Genomic DNA, 18,926 nt, shown 5'->3' with positions numbered 1-18,926 from the left:
CGTCGAGCGCGTCGGCGGCCACGTCCAGCCGCTGCGCGGCGCGCAGCACCAGGCCGACGTCACCGCTCTCCTCGGCCGCGGCGACGAGCAGCAGCGTCTGCGCGGGGGCGGCCAGCCGCCGCACCCGGGCCAGGAAGACCTCTTCGAGCGCGGCCTCGGCGGGCAGGCGTTCGCGCAGCGGGCGCGACCCGGCGAGCTGGCCGGGCGACAGCGAGCCGGGCAGCTCCAGCAGCGCGAGCGGGTTGCCCGCAGTGCCCTCCACCAACAGGCCGGCCACCTCGGGGGCGAGCGCCGCCTCCGTACGCTCGGCCAGCAGGGCCCGCGCGGCCTCCGGCGCCAGCCCGCCCAGGCGCAGCTCGGGCAGCCCGGCGAGCGGCCGCGCGAAGCCCACGCGAACATGCGCGAAGCCCACGGAAGGATGCGCAGGGCCCACGGCGTCCTCGTCGCGCACCGCGAACAGCAGCACCACGCCCTCCGCCTCCAGCCGCCGCGCCACGAACGCCAGCGCGTCGGCCGAGGCCCCGTCGAGCCACTGCGCGTCGTCGATCAGGCACAGCAGTGGCCCGTCCTCGGCCACCTCGGACAGCAGGCTCAGCACCGCCACGGAGACCAGGAACCGGTCCCCCTCCACCGGCTCCCCCAGCCCGAACGCGCCCCGCAACGCCGCCGCCTGCCCGGCGGGGATCGCCCCGAGCCGGTCGGCGACGGGCCGCAGGAGCTGGTGCGCCGCCGCGTACGGCAGCTCGGACTCCGGCTCGACGCCGCCGCCGCGCAGCACCCGCATGTCCGCCGCCCGCGCGGCGGCGTATCCGAGCAGCGCGGACTTCCCGATGCCCGCCTCCCCGCGCACGACCAGGACGCCGCTGCGGCGCTCGCGCGCGCCGTCGAGCAGCCGCGCGACGAGAGCGCACTCCCGCTCCCGGCCATGCAGCATGCCCTGATCGTACGACCGCCCGGCTCACGCACGCCCTCGATCGCAGAAGCCCGGCTCACGCGCGGCCCCGATCGCAGGAACCCGCCTCACGCACGCCCCCCGATCGCAGGAGCCGGGCTCACGCGCGAACCTGATCGCGGGAGCCCGGCTAACGCGCGGCCCCAGCCGTACGACCGCCTGGCCGGGGGCGCGGTTCCGGGTCGGCGGGGCCGGGCCGTGTTTGCCCCTTATGGCCTAGACTGCGGCAGATGTTCTTGGCCCCTAGCAGGCTGGCCTGGCTGGACGCCCTGCGAGGCCCGGCGGCGCTGGCGGTCACCATGCATCACGCCGGCTGGACGTTCATCCCGGGCATCTGGGCCGAGGTGGACCGCGTGATCGACGTCGGCACGTGGGGCGTGTTCGTCTTCTTCCTGGTCAGCGGCTACATCATCCCCGCCTCCCTGGAACGGCGGGGCGACCTGCGCGCCTTCTGGACCGGCCGCGCCTTCCGCCTGCTCCCGCTGCTGCTGGTCGCCTTCTGCCTGGTGCTCGCGCTCGCCTGGCTGGGTCTGCTCCCCCTCCCTCCCGGGCTCGGCGAGCGGCCGCTGCCTCTGGTCGCGTTCGGCAACGTGACGATGTTGCAGGAACTGCTCAACCTGCCCGCAGTGATCAACGTGACCTGGACGCTCTCGTACGAGATGGCGTTCTACCTGATGTGCGTGGCGTTGTTCGCGGTGGGGCAGGCGCGCAGGTCGGCCGGTACCGCCGTGGCCCTGGCGCTGGCCGCCGTGCCGCTGGGCCTGCTGCTGCCCAAGGCGTCGATCGGCGGGCGGGCCGACGTACTCGCCGCGCTGCTGGGCCTCGCCGTCGTCGCGGCCATCGCGGTGACCGTGCTGGCGGACGGCCGGGCGCGGACCGTGGGGGCCGTCGCGGGCGGGCTGCTCGGCCTGGCGCTGGTGGTGCTGGGCAGCCGGGGCGGCACCTGGCAGGGCCTGATCACCCTGGCGACCATGTTCGCGGGGACGGCGATCTACCGGGCCGAGCAGGGGGAGATCTCCTGGCGGGCGGCCGGGGCCGCGGTGCTGGTGGTGTTGGGCTGCGGGCTCCCGGCCAAGGCCGATCCGGCCTGGATCCCGGCGATCGTGCTGGCGTTCTGCGTGTTCGCGCTGGCGTACGCGCTGCGCGAGCGGGCCTTCCCCCGATGGCCGGCGCGGCTCGGCGTGATCAGCTTCTCCGTCTACCTGCTGCACCCGATCCTGCTGTACGTGGTGCCCGGCCTGCCGCTGTACTTTCTCGTCCTGATCCCGCTGAGCGTGCTGACGTACCACCTGGTCGAGGCCCCGGCCCAGCGGCTCGGCCGGCGGCTGGCCGCGCGCGGGCCCGCCCGGTGAGCAGGCCCGCGCGACGCCGTCATCCCCGGTCGAGGTCCGGCGAGCGGTAGGAGCCGGTGAAGGTGTGGGTGCCGGAGCCCACCTCCTGCGCGACGGCGTCCGGCCACGGCGGGACGATCTCGGCGGTCGCGCCCGGCGGGACCGTGGCGGTGATCGTCATGGTGCTCTCCGTCCTGGTCCAGGAGACCGAGGCCGGGCCGTACGGCGTCTCCAGCGAGGCGTCCGCCCCGGTCAGGCCGCCTCCGGGGCGAGGTGCGACGCGCAACCGCCGGTAGCCGGGGGCGGCCGGGGCGAGCCCGGCGACCGTACGGTGCAGGAAGTCGGCGACCGCGCCCAGCGCGTAGTGGTTGAACGAGGTCATCTCGCCGGGGTTGACCGTCCCGTCGGGGAGCATGCTGTCCCACCGTTCCCAGATCGTGGTGGCCCCCATGGTGACGGGATACAGCCATGACGGGCATTCGCGCTGGGTCAGCAGCTCGTACGCGGTGTCGTACGCCCCGACCGCGACCAGCGCGTCGCAGACCAGCGGCGTGCCCACGAACCCCGTGCCGATGTGGTGCCCGTCGGCGGCGACCAGCTCGACCAGGCGGCGCCCGGCCCGCTCGCGCTGCGCCGGGGTGTCCAGCAGGTCGAGGTGGAGCGCGAGGGCGTAGGCCGTCTGGGTGTCGCAGGCCAGCCGTCCTGAGGGGGTGACGAACTCGCGCACGAACGCCCGCCGCACCGCGGCGGCCAGCTCGGCGTAGCGGGCCGCGTCGGCGGCGTGGCCGAGCAGGTCCGCGGTGTCGGCGACGATGCGGGCCGTCCAGGCGTGGTAGGCGGTGGCGACGAGCGCGCTGTCGGTCCGCGCCTTGAAGGGGTCGTCGGGCGGGGCCGCCGGGTCGAGCCAGTCGCCGAACTGGAAGCCCTTGTCCCACAGGTGGCCCTCGCCCGCCAGCGCGGCGATCTCGTCCACCCACGCCTTCATGGAGGCGTACTGGGCCCGCAGCACGCCGAGGTCCCCGAACCGCTCGTAGAGCACCCACGGCACGATCACCGCGGCGTCGCCCCAGGCCGCCGCGGGCTCGGCCGGGAGCAGCGGCACCCACGGCACGTAGTGCGGGACCGTGCCGAGCGCGGTCTGCTCGGCGGCGAGGTCGGCCAGCCACGACGTCAGCGGTCCCGCGCAGTCGTAGAGGAAGGCGGCGGTGGGGGCGAAGACCTGGATGTCGCCGGTCCAGCCGAGCCGCTCGTCGCGCTGGGGGCAGTCGGTGGGCAGGTCCACGTAGTTGCCGCGCAGGCTCCACACGACGTTCTCGTGCAGGCGGGTCAGGTCGGGGTCCGAGCAACTGAACGAGCCCACGGGACGCATGTCGGTGTGGCAGACGACGGCCTCGACGTCGCCCTCGCCGAGTTGGCCCGGCCAGTCGTCGATCTGGGCGTAGCGGAAGCCGTGGAGGGTGAAGCGGGGCTCCCACTCCTCTGGGGCGTCGTCGCCGCGCAGGGTGTAGGCGTCGGTGGCCGCGGCCTGGCGCAGCGGGCGCAGGCTGAGGCCGCCGTTCTCCAGCACCTCGGCGTGGCGCAGGGTGACGGTGTGGCCCGCCGGTCCCTGGACGCGGATGCGCAGGCGGCCCGAGACGTTCTGGCCGAAGTCGAGGATGGTCTCCCCCGCCGGGCCGGTGAGCGTCTTCCGCGGGCGCAGGATCTCGATCCGGCGCACCGGAGGCCCGGTGGGGGCCACCAGCCGGGACGGGTCGTGGGCGAGCACATCGGCGGGCCGCCAAGCGCCGTCGTCGAAGCCGGGCGACGACCAGCCGCCGGGCAGCAGCCGGGCGTCGTACTTCTCGCCGTTGTACAGGCTGGCGGCGGTGACCGGGCCGGGGGCGCAGCGCCAGTGCTCGTCGGTGGTGACCAGGTCGGTGGTGCCGTCCTCGTACGTGATCTCGAGCTGGGCGACGAACGCGGTACGGTCGCCGTAGACGCCGGTCGCCCCGCCGTAGAAGCCGACCTTGCCTCGGTGCCAGCCGTCGGCCAGGGCTGCGCCGATCGTGTTCGCGCCCTGGCGCAGCAGGGCGGTGACGTCATGGGTGCGGTAGCGCAGGCGGTAGGTGTAGCTGGTCCAGCCGGGGGCCAGCACGTCGTCGCCGACGACCTGGCCGTTCAGCTCGGCCTCGTACACGCCGTGGGCGGTGACGTAGAGGCGGGCCCTGGCGATCGGGGCGCGCAGGGTGAAGTCGCGGCGCAGCAGGAGTGCGGGGCCGTCGGGCGGGCCGAGCAGCTCCGCGGGCGGCCCGGCGGCCTTCGCCCGCCAGTCCGCCGCCTCCAGCAGGCCGGTCTCGGCCCACGTCCACTCGCTCCAGTCGCCGGACGAGCCGTCGCGGCCGTGCACGCGTACGCGGGCGCCGCGCCGCTCACGCGAGCCCAGCGCGTCACCGGGCCAGGGCACCAGCACCGATTCCGCGGACTCCACCCGGCCCGTCGCGGTCAGGACCGTTCCGTCCGCGTCGCAGATCTCGATCTCGTAGCCGGCCTGCGTCCAGCCCGGCAGATCGGTGACGGTGGTCCAGGACAGACGCGGCGCGCTCTCGCCGATGCCGAGCGGCTCGCGGTGGTGCTCGAAGGTGGGCCCGGAAACGTGTAGCGCGGTGAGGTGTTGCAAGGTGCTCCTTCTGGTCGGCCCATGACGGCGCCGGCGGTCGTCCCGGCCGCGATCGTGCGGTTGAGCGAGGTGAGTGGACTGCGGCGGCGGCATGGTGATCGGCATGTCGCCTTCCGAGAGGCCGTCTGACGTTGCTTGAAACGTTTTAACAGCCTCTCGACGCGAGTTAACGTAGACGTTGCGAGTCGGGAGCGTCAAGGCACAGTTTCGGCAAGGTTCGCCCGGCTCTTTCCCAGCTCAGAAGCGTCGGCCAGGACGGGGTTCCCGAGGGGCGCGACCGCCGCCCGGCCGCCGCCCGGACACGCCGGAAGCCGGACGGCGGCCGGGCCCTTCCAGGCGGCCGGCCGGGCCCTTCCAGGCGAGGGCTCAGCGGCAGAACGGTGTCAGGCCGAGCACCGACTTCACGCCACCGAGCAGGTGCCGCAGGAAGAGGTCGTCGCCCTCCAGCGGCTCGGCGGTCCACGACTTCACGTCGTGTCCGAGGGTCGTCAGCCACGCCTTGCCGCCGTCGTAGTACTGGCACCAGCTCACCGGGTGGTGGTCGCCGTGACCGGGGTGGCCGAGGCTGCCGCGTACGCCGTTGGGCAGGGTGCCCTCGTCCACCTCGGCCAGCACCCGGACGCGGGTGGGGTAGGGGACGAGGTTGTACCACTCGTCGGTGAAGGCCCAGCGCGCCGGCAGGCCCTGGGTGGAGGCGTCCTTCCTGTTGACGGTGACGACGGTGCCGGGCTGGTTGGGGCCGTGGTCGAAGAAGTTGGCGTTGCCGAGCAGGCCCTCGTACCAGGGCCAGTTGTACTCGGTGCCGAACGCGTTGTGCACGCCGACGAAACCGCCGCCGGCGCGGATGTACTGGCGCAGGGCGGTCTGCGCGGGGTCGTCGAGGGCGTCGCGGGTGGAGCTGAGGAACATCACGGCGTTGTACGACAGCAGCCGCCCGGCCGCGTTGAGCTGGGTGACGTCCTCGGTGTAGTCGACGGCGAAGCCGTTCTGGCGGCCGAGCTCGACCACGGCCTTGATCGCCACGTTGTCGTCCTTGAGTGGCGGGTTCAGCCCCGGGCCCAGCGGGGTGCCGAGATGTGCGTGGCGCGAACCGGCCGTACGGCTGAAGACCAGCAGCTTGTAGCCCTTCGCCGGATCGAAGTTGCCCCAGTCGTGGTAGCAGCGGGGGTCGGTGCCACGGCAGACGCCGTAGTCGGGGTCGCCCAGGTTCTGTGCGCCCCCGTCGCGGCCCCGTTCGAGTGCGGCGTCGTGGGCGGAGTCGCGGTCCGGGGAGGCGGCGGAGCCGGGCGGGGTGGCGGCCAGCAGGAGCGCCGCCGCACCCGCGGCGACGACGGTGGACAGGGTCGAGCGGGTGATGCGCATGGAGCACCTCGCACATGAGGGGGGTGAGGTGAGGCTCTCAGGGGCGATCAGGTCGGGAGGACGGGCAGTCGGGGTCCAAGGCGAGCGGGCGGCTGGACGGACGGCGAGTGGGAGCGGGCGGGACCTTGGCCGACGGCACCGGAAAAGACCAGCTCAGCGTAGACCACGATGATCGCGCCGTCGATGTCGGAACAACGCGGCCGTGGGAAGCCGGTCAGGCTCCGTCTTCCTCCTCCTCCGACAACACCCGCTGGGCGACGGCGAAGGCGGCGTTGGCGGCCGGTACCCCGCAGTAGACGGCGCACTGCAGCAGCACCTCGCCGATCTCGTCGGGGGTGAGACCGTTGCGCCGGGCGGCGCGTACGTGCATGGCCAGCTCGTCGAGGTGACCCCGGGCGACGAGCGCGGTCAGCGTGACACAACTACGGGTACGCCGGTCGAGTCCCGGCCGGGTCCAGATCTCGCCCCAGGCGTAACGGGTGATGAGGTCCTGGAAGTCCCTGGTGAAGGGCGTGGTACGGGCCACGGCGCGGTCCACGTGGTCGTCGCCGAGCACCTCACGCCGTACCTGCATGCCGGGGAGGGACGGCAGGTGCGCGAGCAGCGCCTGGGTGAGGCGGGCGGGCTGGTCGGCGGGTGCCAGGTGGGCGGCGCCCGGCAGCTCGACGAGGGTGGCGCCCGGGATGCCGTCGACCAGCTCCCTGGCATGGGGCGGAGGCGTGGCCGGGTCCTCCCGACCGGCCACCACCAGCGTGGGGACGTTCACGGCCGCGAGGTCTCCCCGCAGGTCGTAGGCCCCAAGGGCGTCGCAGCAGGCGGCGTACGCGGCCGGGTCCGCGGCGGCCAGATCGTCCAGCAGTGCCTGGACCGGCGGCCCGGCGAACCAGCGGCGGGCGGTCGCCGCCAGCAGCGGCCCGATGCCCTCGGCCCGCACCAGCTCCGCCCGCTCCCGCCACGACGCCGGATCACCGAACCTGGCGCTGGAGCAGATCATGGCCAGCGACCTGACCCGGCCGGGGCGGCGGACGGCCAGCGTGGCGCCGATCGCGCCGCCGATGGACACGCCCGCGTAGTGGAAGCTCTCCATGCCCTGCCCGGCGGCCACCTCCACCACCAGGTCGGCCAGGTCCTCCATGGTGTTCACCGGGAGCGACTCGGAGCCGCCATGGCCGGGCAGGTCGAACCTCAGCACCCGGAAGGTACGGGCCAGGGCCGCGAGCTGCGGCTCCCAAAGGCGCATGGAGGTGCCGAGTGAGGGGGCGAGAACGAGCGGCTGCCCCTGCTCGGGGCCGTCCAGACGGTAGTGCAACATCAGTGCGGTGCCTTGTCCTGGTGGTGGGTGAGTGCGCGGTCCACGAGGGCGGGGGCCGGGGCGGTGTCTCCGGGGACGGCGAGGTTGGCGCGCATGCGATCCGGATGCACGCGCAGGTCGGCGACCAGTTCGGCGGCGTCCCTCGCGGCCCCCGCCACCAGGCGCAACGCCTCGCGCAGCGGCTGCCACTCGGCGTGCCAGGCTCCGGCGGGCCGTTCGTCCTCGGCCACGAGCGAGGCGTACAGGATGCCGGCCAGCGGGGGCGCCTGGCGGGCGGCGGCGGCGATCATCGTGGCCCTGACCGGGTTGTGCTTGTGCGGCATGGACGACGACCCGCCGCCCACCCCCTCCGACAGCTCCCCGATCTCGGTACGCGACAGCACCAGCACGTCGGCCGCCAGCTTGCCCAGCGCCCCGGCGGTGAACGCCAGCGCCCCGGCCAGGTCGGCGACCGGCGTCCGCAGCACGTGCCACGGCAGGACGGGCTCGGCCAGGCCCAGCTCGGCAGCGAACCGGCCAGGCAGCCGCAACGCCACCTCAACGGGCTCCTCAACGGCCTCCTCGTCCGTGCCCGTGCAGGGCCGGAAGACGCCGTCCTCGTCCGTACCCGTGCCGGGTCGGAAGGCGGCCAGGGTGCCTGCGGCACCGCCGAGCTGGGCGGGGAGGGCGCGGCGGGCGGTCGTGAGGCGCTCGTGGGCCGCGGCGGCCAGCGTGAGCCAGCCCGCCGCCTTCAGCCCGAACGTCGTGGGGACGGCCTGCTGGGTGAGCGTCCTGGCGGCCATCGGGGTGTCGCGGTGCTCCGCGGCCAACGCAGTGAGCCCGGCGACCACCCGTTCGAGGTCCGCCAGGACGGGGCCGAGCGTGCGACGGGCGACCAGCATGAGGGCCGTGTCGACGATGTCCTGACTGGTCGCGCCCCGATGGACGTACTCGCCGTACGGCCCGGCCGCCCTGCGGAGGTCCTCGACGAGGGGGATGACGGGGTTGCCGCCGGACCGCGCCCGCGTCACCAGGTCGGGCAGCGCGAACGCCGCCGCGCGGGCGACGGCCGACACCGCCTCGGCCGCCTCGGCGGGGACGAGCCTGAGGGCCGCCTGGGCACGGGTCAGCGCGGCTTCCGCGTCCAGCATGGCCTGGAGGACGGCGACGTCCCCGGTCTCCACGACCGCGCCGCGCATGGGCGACAACAGCCCGGCATCGGCTTCCGGGCCGGTCGGGTGCGGCGGCGGGTCAGCCGAAGTCAAAGAAGACCGTCTCCTTCTCGCCCTGGAGGTGGATGTCGAACCGGTACACGCCGTCCCGCTCCTCCCCCGCCACCAGCGTGTGCCGCCGCTCCGACGGCACACCTTCCGGGGACGCGTCCGGCGCGAGGTAGATGCGCGTGTACAGGTGGTGCAGCAGCCCTCGGGCGAACACGCAGACGCTGATGTACCCGTTTCCCGGCGCGACCGTCCGCAGCGTCCAGTGGCCGTCGAGATCGGTGCCGACCCGGCCGAAGCCGGTGAAGACGACCCCGTTCCTGCCCAGGACGGCCCCGGTCGTCGGGTCGCGGCGCAGCGAGCCGGCCGCCGCGCGCACCTCACCCGTCTCGTCGGCCTGCCAGAACTCCAGCAGCGCGTCGGGCACCGGGTCGCCGGCGCCGTCGTAGACGTACCCGTGCACGGCGATCCCGCCGAGCGCGATGTCGCCGCCCGCGGGGAACGGCAGCGCGTACCCGTAGAACGGCCCGACCGTCTGCGAGGGGGTGGGGTGGGTCATCTGCCGTCCTCCGTCCAGGTCGCGGCGGGCCCGTCGAGGACGATGTCCCACCGGTAGCCGAGCGACCACTCAGGCTCGGACAGGTCGTGCACGTAGGCGGCGACCAGCCGCTGCCTGGCGCTCTCGTCGGTCACCGACTGCATGATCGGGTCGTACGGGAAGAGTGGGTCGCCGGGGAAGTACATCTGGGTCACCAGCCGCTGCGTGAAAGCGGTGCCGAACAGCGAGAAGTGGATGTGCGCGGGCCGCCAGGCGTTGCGGTGGTTGCGCCAGGGGTAGGCGCCGGGCTTGATCGTGGTGAACAGATAGCCGCCGTCGTCGCCGGTCAGGCAGCGGCCCACGCCGGTGAAGTTCGGATCGAGCGGCGCGGGGTGGTCGTCGCGCTGGTGCAGGTAGCGTCCGGAGGCGTTGGCCTGCCAGACCTCCACGAGCTGGCCGCGCACCGGACGGCCGTCACGGTCGAGCACGCGCCCCCGTACGGTGATCCGCTCGCCCAGCGGCTCGCCCAGGTGCTGTCGGGTGAGGTCGTTGTCCAGCGGCGTCACGTCGGTGACGCCGAACACCGGCCCGCTCAGCTCGATCGCCTCGGGGTCCTTGACGGCGACCAGCGGCTGCTTGGGGTGGCGCAGCGACGTGCTGCGGTAGGGGGCGTAGTCGCGCGAGGGGTGTGCGGCCCGTTCGCCGGCCCGCGCCGCGCCGAGCGCGGCGATCTCCCGGTCGATGTCGGCCTGCTGGAGAGGTTCAGACATTCCGCTACCTTTCGAGTACGACGGCCAGCCCCTGACCGACGCCGATGCACAGACAGGCCAGGCCGGTGCCCGAACCGGCGGCGGCCAGCCGGTGGGCCACCGCGCCGGTGATCCTGGCGCCGGACGCGCCGAGAGGGTGACCGATCGCGATCGCGCCGCCGTCGGGGTTGACGATGGCCGGGTCGAGGTCGGGCAGCTCGGCCAGGCAGCCCAGCGCCTGCGCCGCGAACGCCTCGTTCAGCTCCACCGTGGCCAGGTCGCCGAACCGCCTGCCCGCCTTGGCCAGCGCCCTGCCCGCGGCCTCGACCGGGCCGAGCCCGAAGTAACGCGGCTCCAGCGCGCTGACTCCGCCGGCCACGATCCTGGCCAGCGGCTCGCGCCCGCGCAGCCCCGCCTCGTCGGTCAGCAGCAGCGCCGCCGCGCCGTCGTTCAGCGGGGAGGAGTTGCCTGCGGTGACGGTGCCGCCGTCCTTGCGGAAGGCGGGCTTGAGCTTGGCCAGCGCCTCCAGTGAGGTGTCGTGGCGGATGCCCTCGTCGCGGTCGATCCCGGCGATGGGCACGATCTCGCGTTCGAACGACGCCTTGGCCGCCTTCTGATGGCTGGCCAGCGCGAAGGCGTCCTGCTCGGCGCGGGAGATGCCGTGGCGGTCGGCGATCAGCTCGGCGCCCTCGCCGAGCGCGACCGTGTGCTCGGCGGGCATCCTCGGGTTGACCAGCCGCCAGCCGAGCGTCGTCGACACCAGCTCCTGACCGCCCGCGGGGAACGCCCGCTCCGGCTTGGGCAGCACCCACGGCGCACGGGTCATCGACTCCACGCCGCCCGCGATCACGGTGTCGGCGTCGCCGAGCGCGATGGCCCGGTACGCCTGCACGACGGCCTCCATCCCGGACCCGCACAGCCGGTTGACGGTCGCGCCGGGCGTGGTGACCGGCAGCCCGGCCAGGAGCGCGGCCATGCGGGCGACGTTGCGGTTCTCCTCGCCGGCGCCGTTGGCGTTGCCGAGCAGCACCTCGTCCACGACCTCCACGTCATTGCGCTCGACCAGGGCCGAGACGACGTGGGCCGCCAGGTCGTCCGGCCGGATCCCGGACAGCGCGCCGCCGTAGCGGCCGAACGGGGTGCGTACGGCGTCGACGATGTAGACGTCCTTCAGGCGGTCGTTCATGGGGTGGCCTCCGCGCCGGTCCTCGTGTTTTCATGGGGTGAGCTCCGCGTCGGTGCGTTCGCGTATCTCGGCCTCGCTCACCCCGGGCGCGCGCTCCACCAGCGTGAGCCCCTGTCCCGTCACGTCGAAGATCCCGAGGTCGGTGACGATCCGGTGGACGCACTCCTTCCCCGTGAGCGGCAGCGAGCACCTCTCGACGATCTTCGGGGAGCCGTCCTTGGCGTTGTGCTCCATGATCACGATGACCTTGCGGGCGCCGTGCACCAGGTCCATGGCCCCGCCCATGCCCTTGACGAGCTTGCCGGGGACCATCCAGTTGGCCAGGTCGCCGCGGGCCGAGACCTGCATCGCGCCGAGCACGGCCACGTCGATGTGGCCGCCGCGGATCATGCCGAACGACAGCGAGGAGTCGAAGAACGACGCCCCCGGCAGCACGGTGACCGTCTCCTTGCCCGCGTTGATCAGGTCGGGGTCGATCTCGTCCTCGCGGGGGTAGGGGCCGACGCCGAGGATGCCGTTCTCGGAGTGCAGGACCACGTCCACGCCCGGCGGCAGGAAGGTGGGGATGCGGGTGGGCAGGCCGATGCCCAGGTTGACGTAGTCGCCGTCGCGCAGCTCGGCCGCGGCCCGCGCAACCATCTCGTCACGGGTCCAGCTCATTCGTTCACCGTCCTCGGGGCAGAAGGCGCGGAGGCGGCGGGCGACGGAGGCGGGGAGATCGTGCGGCGTTCGATGGACTTGTCGGCGGCCTGCTCGGGGGTGAGCACGAGGACGCGCCGCACGAACACGCCGGGCAGGTGCACCTCGCCGGGGTCGAGCTGGGTCAGCTCCTCGACCTCGGCGACCGTGATGCGGCCGGCCATGGCGGCGAGGGGATTGAAGTTCCTGGCGGCCTTGTGGAAGACCAGGTTGCCGTGGCGGTCGCCCTTGGCGGCGCGGACGAGGGCGAAGTCGGTACGGATGCCGCGTTCGAGCACGTACTCGCGGCCGTCGAACTCGCGTACCTCCTTCGGCGGCGAGGCGACCGCGATCGACCCGTCGGGGTGGTGGCGCAGCGGCAGGCCGCCCTCGGCGACGGGTGTGCCGACGCCGGCCGGGGTGTAGAAGGCGGGGATGCCGCTGCCGCCGGCCCGCAGCCGTTCGGCCAGGCTGCCCTGCGGGGTCAGCTCGACCTCCAGCTCGCCGCCCAGGTACTGGCGGGCGAACTCCTTGTTGTCGCCGATGTAGGAGGCGGTCACGCGGGCGATGCGCCCGGCCGCCAGCAGGATGCCGAGGCCGCCGCCGTCCACGCCGCAGTTGTTGGACACGACGCCGAGGCCGGTGACGCCGGTGTCGTAGAGGGCCTGGATCAGCACGTTGGGTATGCCGCTGAGGCCGAAGCCGCCGACGGCGAACGACGCGCCGTCGTGCACTCCGGCCAACGCCTCCGCGGCCGTGGCGACCACTTTGTCTCTCCGCACGACGCTCCGTTCCCGAGACGCGTTCGCTCTGCGAACTTTTGTTCACTATTGTGTACTTCAGTATGTGGATGGGCGGCCGAGCTGTCAAAGGTCCGCCGACGAAGATCACCGAAAGTTCATGAGGTCGCGTCCGCCGTCCTCATCGCAGGAGGAGGAGCCGATGGAAGCGGCCGGAACCCTGGAGCGCGGGCTGGCCGTGCTGCGCGCGCTGGCCGCCGACCCCGCGCGGCCCGCCCGGGCGACGGATCTGGTGCGGGCGACCGGGCTGGCCAGGTCCACGGTGGACCGGGTGCTCGGCACACTCGTCCACCTGGGCTACCTGCGGGCGGAGGGACGCGACGTACGGCTCGCGCCGCGCCTGATGGAGCTGGGCGAGGCGTACCTGAACGGCGGCGGCCTGCGCGACCCGCTCGCGCCCCTGGCCGGACGCCTGGCGGAGGAGCTGGACGAGTCCGTCTCGGTGGCCGTGCGGGACGGCGACGGGGTGCGGTTCGTCGTGCAGTTCACCCGGCGGCGGACGATGTCGGTCGCCTTCCGGGTCGGCGACCTGCTGCCCGCCGACCGGTGCGCGGCCGGGCTGGCCCTGCTCGATCCGGCGGCGCCCTGGGCCGAGGACGACCAGCTCATCGAGCCGGGGCTGATCGCGCTGGCCCTGCCCGTACGCGACGGGTCCGGGCGGGCCGTGTGCGCGGTCAGCGTGGTCAGCCACACGAGCCGGTACACGGCGGCCGGGCTGCGCGAGCACTGCCTGCCCGCGCTGCGCAAGACGGTCGCCGAGATGGAGTCCGCCCTGACCGGCGGCACCACGAGCACGCCCGCCGACAACCCCTCCGCACCGGGAGGGGACTCGTCCAAGGTGGCCAAGCAGGAGCTGGGCATGGGCTTCCTGCAGTCGCTGGCCCGCGGCCTGGCCGTGCTGGCCGCGCTCGGCTCGGCGCGCGGCGGCCTGACCCTCGCCGACTGCGCCAAGGTCACGGGGCTGCCCCGGGCGACCGTACGGCGGGCGGTGCGGACCCTGGAGAAGCTCGGCTACGCGGCGGCCGACGGGGCCCGCTTCGCGCTGCTCCCCCGGGTGCTGGAGCTGGGTTACGCCCACCTGTCAGGGCTGACGTTCCGCGAGATCGTGCAGCCGCACCTCGCCGAGCTGGCGGCACGGGTGCGGGAGTCGGCGTCGGTGGCGGTCCTGTCGGGCGACAACGTGGTGTACGTGGCGAGGGTGCAGACCGTCAGCCTCATGAGCGTGAACATCACGGTCGGCACCCGCTTCCCCGCGTACGCCACGTCCATGGGGCGGGTGCTGCTGGCCGAGCTGCCCGAGGAACGGCTGGCCGCGATCGTGCCGCGCCGCCTGTCGGCCCGTACCGTCACCTCACCGGCCGAGCTGCGCGCCCTGGTGCGCCGGGCCGCCGTGGACGGGTACGCGCTGGTGGATCAGGAGCTGGAGGAGGGCGTACGGTCGATCGCGGTGCCCGTCAGGGACCACACCGGGCGCACGGCGGCGGCGCTGAACGTGGCCACCCACGCCGGTCGCGCCACCGCCGCCGCGCTGGTCCGCGACGTCCTGCCCACCCTCAGGGAGACGGCGGCGCGCATGGAGGCCGACCTGGCCCACACCCGCGCCGAAGTCCACGAGTAACCGGCCCTGGACACCGGCCCTGAACACCGGCCTTGAACACCGGCCTTGAACACCGGCTCGGGACACCGGCTCTTGACACCGGCCCTGGACACCGGCCGCCGGAAGTCGGCGGCGGCTCGGCTTCTCATGAGGTGAGCGCGGTGACGGCGGTGGCGAGGTAGAGGCAGCCGCCGACCGCCACGGCGACACCCGCCGCCGCAGGCATCCAGGCCGCCGCCACCCGTACCAACCGCAGCCGCGGCGTACGACGGCCCAGCACCCCGGCTCCGCTTACGGTCACCACCCCCACGGCGGTCAGCGTGACGGCCATCCCGACCCCGAACGCCAGCACCAGCACCACGGCGTCGAACGACCGCCCGGTCAGCAGCCCGCTGACGAGCACGATGAACGCCGAGGGCGAGGGCACGAGCCCACCGGAGAGCGCGAGCGCGGTGAGCCCACGCGGCGACCACGGATCATCCAGGTGACCGTGTCCGTGCCCGTGCCCATGGCCATGACCATGCCCATGTCCGTGCCCATGTCCGTGCCCATGATCCTGCCCGTCCCCGTGCGTCCTGCGGTGGCGCAGGTGCCGGTACGTCAGGTGCGCCCCCACCCCGATCACCACCACGCCCGCGACCACCTGCAGCCAGGCGGTGATGGCCTCGGTACCGACGGCGGCGGCGCTGCTCAGGCCCACCCAGGCCAGCGCCAGCGCGAGCACCGAGACCGTGTGCATCAGCGCCACGACCACACCGAGCCGCAGCGCGTCGCGGTATCGGCCGTGCGTGCCGATCAGGTACGCGGCCGTCACGCTCTTGCCGTGCCCGGGCGCGACGGCGTGCAGCGCACCCACGCCGAGCGCCACGGCCAGCGCCAGCCAGAACGCGCCCGCCCCGTCGAACAGCGAGATCAGGTACTTCTCGGGTCCGGTGATGCCGTTCATCCGCGCACATCCGACCGCGCCGCATCCACATCCGCATCCACATCCACCGACGGGGACGGGGACGTCGTGCCAGGCGACGCGGACTCCTCGGCGGACGAGGACGCGGCGGCAGACGAGGACGCGGCGGCAGACGACGGGGACGTCTTCGGGCGTTTGCGGCGGAGCAGGAAGGCGGCCAGCACTGCGAGGGCGGCCACGAGAGCCACGGCGGGCACGACGAGCGGGACACCGCCCGACGCCGACGGGTCGAAACGCATCCGCCGGGTGTCGGCCGCCGACGTGAGCATCGCCTTCGCGGGCTCGGCGGGCGTCTCGGCGGTAAGCATCGTCCGGTACGCCTCGTGCAGGTCGGCCAGCGCCCCGACCCGTACGTCGACGTCCACCACCGGGCCGGGACACTCGAAGGTGAACCGCGCGCCCTGGGTCAGCAGCCGCTCCAGCGGCGCCAGTTCGGCCGCGCAGGGCCGTCCCGCCTGTGTGACGCCGACGCGGGCCAGCAGGTAGTCGCGTACGGCGGAGGAGCGGGCCAGCTTCTGCTCACCGGTCAGGGTGGTGTCGGTGCTGGTGGCCGGGTTCTCGAACGCGCCGACCGCCCGTCCGAGCGCCACCCAGTCGTCCTCGGCGGGCAGCCAGGCGAGCGTCACCCGGTCACCGTCGACGGAGATCGTCGCCGTGGACGGCGGCCCGAACGGATGCGCCGACGCGGCCCCAGCAGGCCCGAGCGCCACGACGGCGAGGGCGATGAGCGGCACGCACAGACGTGTGATGAAGGGAAGGGTCAAGGGAGACTCCTGGTACAAAGCACCCGAGTGAGGCCGCCACCCGAACGGCCACCGCCCCACCGCGGAACGGCCACCGCACCGCGCGACGCTAGACAGCCACCGCGCGACGCAAAACGGTCACCGTCCCACACGGAACGGCCACCGCGCCGCGCGAACGGCCGCGGCGCCCGACCGGACATGGACCCCGCCGGTCGGACCCCGCCGGCAGGGCGGGCGCGGCCTCACTCAGGTGTGGATCACTTGGTCACGGTGATGGCGGGGCTGGTGATCTTCTGGTGCTCGCTCTCCAGATAGACCACGTACGTCCCGTCCTTCTTCGCGAACGCGGGCACCCGGACGCTCTCCTCGATCCGTCCCAGCTCATCGGCCTTCTCGTAGCCGATCAGCGTGCCGTTGCCGCCGTTCCACCCGCCACCGCGGGCGGCCTCGTCGTCCTTCTTCTCGCGCCACCAGATCGCCACGCGCTCGCCCGGGTCGTAGCCGAAGGCCGAGACCTTGACCGTCTCGAGTTTGCGCACCGACGTCTTGTCGACGGTGACCTGCTCGCCGATCGTGTTCTCGGGGGTGCGGATGTCGTTGACGGTCCGCTCGCCCTTGCCGTTCTTGCGGATGACGAAGCCGTCGTGGTGCTCGCCGTTGGCGTAGCGGGCCTCGAACGTGATGCTGTCGGAGGCGACGTCGATGAGCTGGTAGAGCTGGGTGTTCTGGCTGGTGCTGCGCACCTCGGCGCCGTTGCCCGTCCAGTTCTCGCCGTTGTTGAGCGCGTACATCTTGCCGCCCGAGACCGACACGACGTAGGCGACGCCGTTGTGCACGGTCGTCGACTTGCGCGCCGCCACCTGGTTGCCGCGCCCGTACGAGTGGTCGTGGCCCTGAAGCACCAGGTCCACGCCGTACTTCTCGAACAGCGGCGCCCACTGGGCGCGCACGTTCGGGTTGTTGCGGGTGCCGGTGGTGGAGTAGACGGGGTGGTGGAAGGTCACCACGGTCCACTTGTTCGGGTTGTCCTTGAGCAGGCCCTCCAGCCAGGCCGTCTGGGCGGCCATGAGCGTGGCGTTGCTCTGGTGGTTGGTGTCCAGGCCGATGAAGCGAACACCCTGGTAGTCAACGCTGTAGACGGTCTGCTTGAGCTCGGCGTTGCCGGGCCCGTTGTCCGGGTACGGGAACTGCGGCCGCCAGAAGGTCGACAGGCCGCCGCTGTACTCGTGGTTACCGGGGACCGAGATGTTGTTGACCTGGCTGTCGATGAAGCCGCCGGCCTTGAACCACTGACCCCACTGCTCCTCGCTGTTGGCCGAGTCGATGAGGTCGCCCGCGTTCACGATCGCCTTGGCCTGCGGCCGGTCGGCGAACGCCTGGCGGAACACGCGCGGCACGGCGGAGTCGATGTAGTTCTGCGCGTCGCCGTAGTAGATGAACGAGAACGGCTCGAAGCCGGGGGACGCGGTGGTGAAGTCGGTCCACGCGCTCCAGTTCGTGCCGTCGCCGACGCGGTAGGTGTAGCGGGTGTTCGGCTTGAGGCCGGAGAACTCGGCGGTGTGGTACGTGGAGGCGTACCCGAGGGTGGTGTTGACCGGCGTGCTGGCCAGGGCCTGGACGGTGGCCACGGCACCGGCGGCCGGCTGCACCTGGCCGAGCGCCCGCGGCGCCTCCAGGATCTGGGCCTGCGCGGTGTCGGCGGTGGCCTCGGCCCGCCACGACACGCGCTGGCTGGTGGCCGGCGTGGTGGTCGGGATCAGGATGATCCGGTCGGGGACGGGAGTGGGCTTGTGCTGCTCGGCGGCGGGGTACGCGGGCGGGGCCGCCGCACCGACGGCGGCCGGCCCGAAGGCTAACGCCGCGACGAGCAGGACGCCGGTGCCGGCGACCGCGAGCTTCGCCTGCCGGGGCCCGAACGGCCGCGGCTTCGAGGGCTGATTCACTTCTGATTCACTCCATCGACAAGCGGTGTTCATCCGTCCGCGAGCGCGGGACGGACGCGAGCGAATTCAGCCAGGCACCGCTGACGCTCGTCTGTCCCGCGACTGTCCGCCAGATGAATTCATGATCGGTAATGTGCCGGTCATCGGAGGTTCGCCCGGTGTTCGCCGCGCCCCGCCACGATCGGCCCGGACGATCGCGTGCATGGGCCGATCGTGTGCACAGGCCGAAGGTGACGGGATGGCGGTGAGGGGATGGCGGTGACCCGCCGCTGGGGCCTGCTGCCCGCCGTCGCCGCGCTGGGCACGTTGTTCGTGGTGCCGTCCCCGGCGAACGCGGTCAAGTCCGACGCGTTCATCACGGCGGAGACGTCCGGGATCCTGCTGATCGAGGGCGGCGAGTGCTTCAGCGACCCGACGTACTCGGCGGGGGCGGGCGAGCGGATCGTGGTCTACACGCCTTGCGCCGATGGGGCGGACAACCAGTCGTACGGCTTCACGCACGTCCCTGACGGCCCGTACGACCGGGCGGCGCTGTCGGCGTTCGCCTGGAAGAGCTGCGGCGAGCGCTTCGCCTCGCTCTGGGGCGGCGACCAGGACGACCTGGCCTACTACCCGATCATGCCGACCCCGGAGACCTGGGCCGACGGCGACCGCGACGTGATGTGCGCCGCCTACCGTCCCGCCGGCCGCCTCACGGGCTCGGCCCTGCCCTGACGGGCGCGCGCGGCGCGGTGAGCAACCGGCCGTCGGTAAAAGTGCGGTGGAATTTCCCCACGGTTCGCGGCTCGCGGGAACGGACCCGCCTGCCCACCGGCCATTCTTGACCGCCTCTTACCACGACAGATGGGGATAAAAGCGACGCCGGATACTAGCGTTGCGCCTATGACCTCGGAAGTCGCGCCGGAATTCACCGCGA

The 18,926-nt window shown here is 73.2% G+C and carries 16 protein-coding genes; 3 read left to right on the top strand and 13 right to left on the bottom strand.

From position 1 onward, the window contains the following. Positions 1 to 934: AAA family ATPase (locus tag ABD844_RS13180; RefSeq protein WP_344876519.1), on the bottom strand; the 934-nt coding region annotated here is incomplete at its 3' end. 248 nt (positions 935 to 1,182) lie between these two features. On the opposite strand from ABD844_RS13180, the gene ABD844_RS13175 reads away from it, so the two are divergent. Then, positions 1,183 to 2,304, top strand: a complete 1,122-nt coding sequence (locus tag ABD844_RS13175) for an acyltransferase family protein (RefSeq protein ID WP_344876517.1) — start codon at positions 1,183 to 1,185, stop codon at positions 2,302 to 2,304. 19 nt (positions 2,305 to 2,323) lie between these two features. On the opposite strand, the gene ABD844_RS13170 is transcribed toward ABD844_RS13175, so the two are convergent. From ABD844_RS13170 to ABD844_RS13130, 9 genes are all read right to left on the bottom strand, one after another. After that, positions 2,324 to 4,939, bottom strand: coding sequence for an alpha-L-rhamnosidase (locus ABD844_RS13170; protein ID WP_344876514.1), 2,616 nt, complete (start codon positions 4,937 to 4,939; stop codon positions 2,324 to 2,326). A 366-nt stretch (positions 4,940 to 5,305) separates the two neighbouring features. Then, positions 5,306 to 6,301: a ThuA domain-containing protein gene (locus ABD844_RS13165; protein WP_344876512.1), complete on the bottom strand. Its 996-nt coding sequence runs from the start codon at positions 6,299 to 6,301 to the stop codon at positions 5,306 to 5,308. Positions 6,302 to 6,515: 214 nt separating this feature from the next. Beyond that, positions 6,516 to 7,613: a bifunctional 3-oxoadipate enol-lactonase/4-carboxymuconolactone decarboxylase PcaDC gene (gene pcaDC / locus ABD844_RS13160; protein WP_344876510.1), complete on the bottom strand. Its 1,098-nt coding sequence runs from the start codon at positions 7,611 to 7,613 to the stop codon at positions 6,516 to 6,518. Further along, complete coding sequence (pcaB, locus tag ABD844_RS13155) at positions 7,613 to 8,857, bottom strand: 3-carboxy-cis,cis-muconate cycloisomerase (protein WP_344876508.1); 1,245 nt, start codon at positions 8,855 to 8,857, stop codon at positions 7,613 to 7,615. The genes pcaDC and pcaB overlap by 1 nt, the downstream gene beginning before the upstream one ends. Then, complete coding sequence (gene pcaG, locus ABD844_RS13150; protein ID WP_344876506.1) at positions 8,844 to 9,371, bottom strand: protocatechuate 3,4-dioxygenase subunit alpha; 528 nt, start codon at positions 9,369 to 9,371, stop codon at positions 8,844 to 8,846. Before pcaG ends, pcaB begins: the two co-directional genes overlap by 14 nt. Further along, positions 9,368 to 10,120, bottom strand: coding sequence for a protocatechuate 3,4-dioxygenase subunit beta (pcaH, locus tag ABD844_RS13145; protein WP_344876504.1), 753 nt, complete (start codon positions 10,118 to 10,120; stop codon positions 9,368 to 9,370). Before pcaH ends, pcaG begins: the two co-directional genes overlap by 4 nt. A 4-nt stretch (positions 10,121 to 10,124) precedes the next feature. Further along, positions 10,125 to 11,273 (bottom strand): thiolase family protein, encoded by a 1,149-nt coding sequence (locus tag ABD844_RS13140; RefSeq protein WP_344876523.1) that lies wholly within the window; start codon positions 11,271 to 11,273, stop codon positions 10,125 to 10,127. Between the two features lie 42 nt (positions 11,274 to 11,315). After that, positions 11,316 to 11,945, bottom strand: a complete 630-nt coding sequence (locus ABD844_RS13135; RefSeq protein WP_344876502.1) for a CoA transferase subunit B — start codon at positions 11,943 to 11,945, stop codon at positions 11,316 to 11,318. After that, complete coding sequence (locus ABD844_RS13130; protein ID WP_344876500.1) at positions 11,942 to 12,745, bottom strand: CoA transferase subunit A; 804 nt, start codon at positions 12,743 to 12,745, stop codon at positions 11,942 to 11,944. The genes ABD844_RS13135 and ABD844_RS13130 overlap by 4 nt, the downstream gene beginning before the upstream one ends. Positions 12,746 to 12,905: 160 nt before the next feature. On the opposite strand from ABD844_RS13130, the gene ABD844_RS13125 reads away from it, so the two are divergent. After that, positions 12,906 to 14,381: an IclR family transcriptional regulator domain-containing protein gene (locus ABD844_RS13125; RefSeq protein ID WP_344876498.1), complete on the top strand. Its 1,476-nt coding sequence runs from the start codon at positions 12,906 to 12,908 to the stop codon at positions 14,379 to 14,381. A gap of 124 nt (positions 14,382 to 14,505) precedes the next feature. Here ABD844_RS13125 and ABD844_RS13120 read toward each other — a convergent pair whose 3' ends face one another. The 3 genes from ABD844_RS13120 to ABD844_RS13110 all read right to left on the bottom strand — a co-directional run bounded on the left by ABD844_RS13120 (position 14,506) and on the right by ABD844_RS13110 (position 18,010). Next, the gene (locus ABD844_RS13120) at positions 14,506 to 15,306 is read right to left on the bottom strand and encodes a HoxN/HupN/NixA family nickel/cobalt transporter (protein WP_344876496.1); all 801 of its coding nucleotides are present in this window, start codon (positions 15,304 to 15,306) and stop codon (positions 14,506 to 14,508) included. Further along, positions 15,303 to 16,088: a hypothetical protein gene (locus ABD844_RS13115; protein ID WP_344876495.1), complete on the bottom strand. Its 786-nt coding sequence runs from the start codon at positions 16,086 to 16,088 to the stop codon at positions 15,303 to 15,305. Before ABD844_RS13115 ends, ABD844_RS13120 begins: the two co-directional genes overlap by 4 nt. Before the next feature lie 236 nt (positions 16,089 to 16,324). Further along, positions 16,325 to 18,010 (bottom strand): purple acid phosphatase family protein, encoded by a 1,686-nt coding sequence (locus tag ABD844_RS13110; RefSeq protein ID WP_344876493.1) that lies wholly within the window; start codon positions 18,008 to 18,010, stop codon positions 16,325 to 16,327. Positions 18,011 to 18,262: 252 nt separating this feature from the next. Here ABD844_RS13110 and ABD844_RS13105 point away from each other — a divergent pair, with 252 nt between their 5' ends. Continuing rightward, positions 18,263 to 18,724 carry a hypothetical protein gene (locus tag ABD844_RS13105; RefSeq protein WP_344876491.1) on the top strand — a complete coding sequence of 154 codons (462 nt, stop codon included), beginning with the start codon at positions 18,263 to 18,265 and terminating at the stop codon, positions 18,722 to 18,724. Positions 18,725 to 18,926 lie beyond the last annotated feature (202 nt).

Source organism: Nonomuraea antimicrobica (assembly GCF_039536965.1).
In the GTDB taxonomy this organism is placed as follows: domain Bacteria; phylum Actinomycetota; class Actinomycetes; order Streptosporangiales; family Streptosporangiaceae; genus Nonomuraea; species Nonomuraea antimicrobica.
The sequence above is the reverse complement of the archived record's forward strand: the minus strand, read 5'-3'. Positions and strand labels throughout refer to the sequence as shown.

Excerpts from the sequence above, each read along its gene's own strand:
- ABD844_RS13125 (WP_344876498.1), top strand. The coding sequence starts at position 12,906 with ATGGAAGCGGCCGGAACCCTGGAGCGCGGGCTGGCCGTGCTGCGCGCG.
- pcaDC (WP_344876510.1), bottom strand. The coding sequence starts at position 7,613 with ATGTTGCACTACCGTCTGGACGGCCCCGAGCAGGGGCAGCCGCTCGTT.
- ABD844_RS13105 (WP_344876491.1), top strand. The coding sequence starts at position 18,263 with ATGGCGGTGACCCGCCGCTGGGGCCTGCTGCCCGCCGTCGCCGCGCTG.
- pcaH (WP_344876504.1), bottom strand. The coding sequence starts at position 10,120 with ATGTCTGAACCTCTCCAGCAGGCCGACATCGACCGGGAGATCGCCGCG.
- ABD844_RS13135 (WP_344876502.1), bottom strand. The coding sequence starts at position 11,945 with ATGAGCTGGACCCGTGACGAGATGGTTGCGCGGGCCGCGGCCGAGCTG.
- ABD844_RS13120 (WP_344876496.1), bottom strand. The coding sequence starts at position 15,306 with ATGAACGGCATCACCGGACCCGAGAAGTACCTGATCTCGCTGTTCGAC.
- ABD844_RS13165 (WP_344876512.1), bottom strand. The coding sequence starts at position 6,301 with ATGCGCATCACCCGCTCGACCCTGTCCACCGTCGTCGCCGCGGGTGCG.
- pcaG (WP_344876506.1), bottom strand. The coding sequence starts at position 9,371 with ATGACCCACCCCACCCCCTCGCAGACGGTCGGGCCGTTCTACGGGTAC.
- ABD844_RS13175 (WP_344876517.1), top strand. The coding sequence starts at position 1,183 with ATGTTCTTGGCCCCTAGCAGGCTGGCCTGGCTGGACGCCCTGCGAGGC.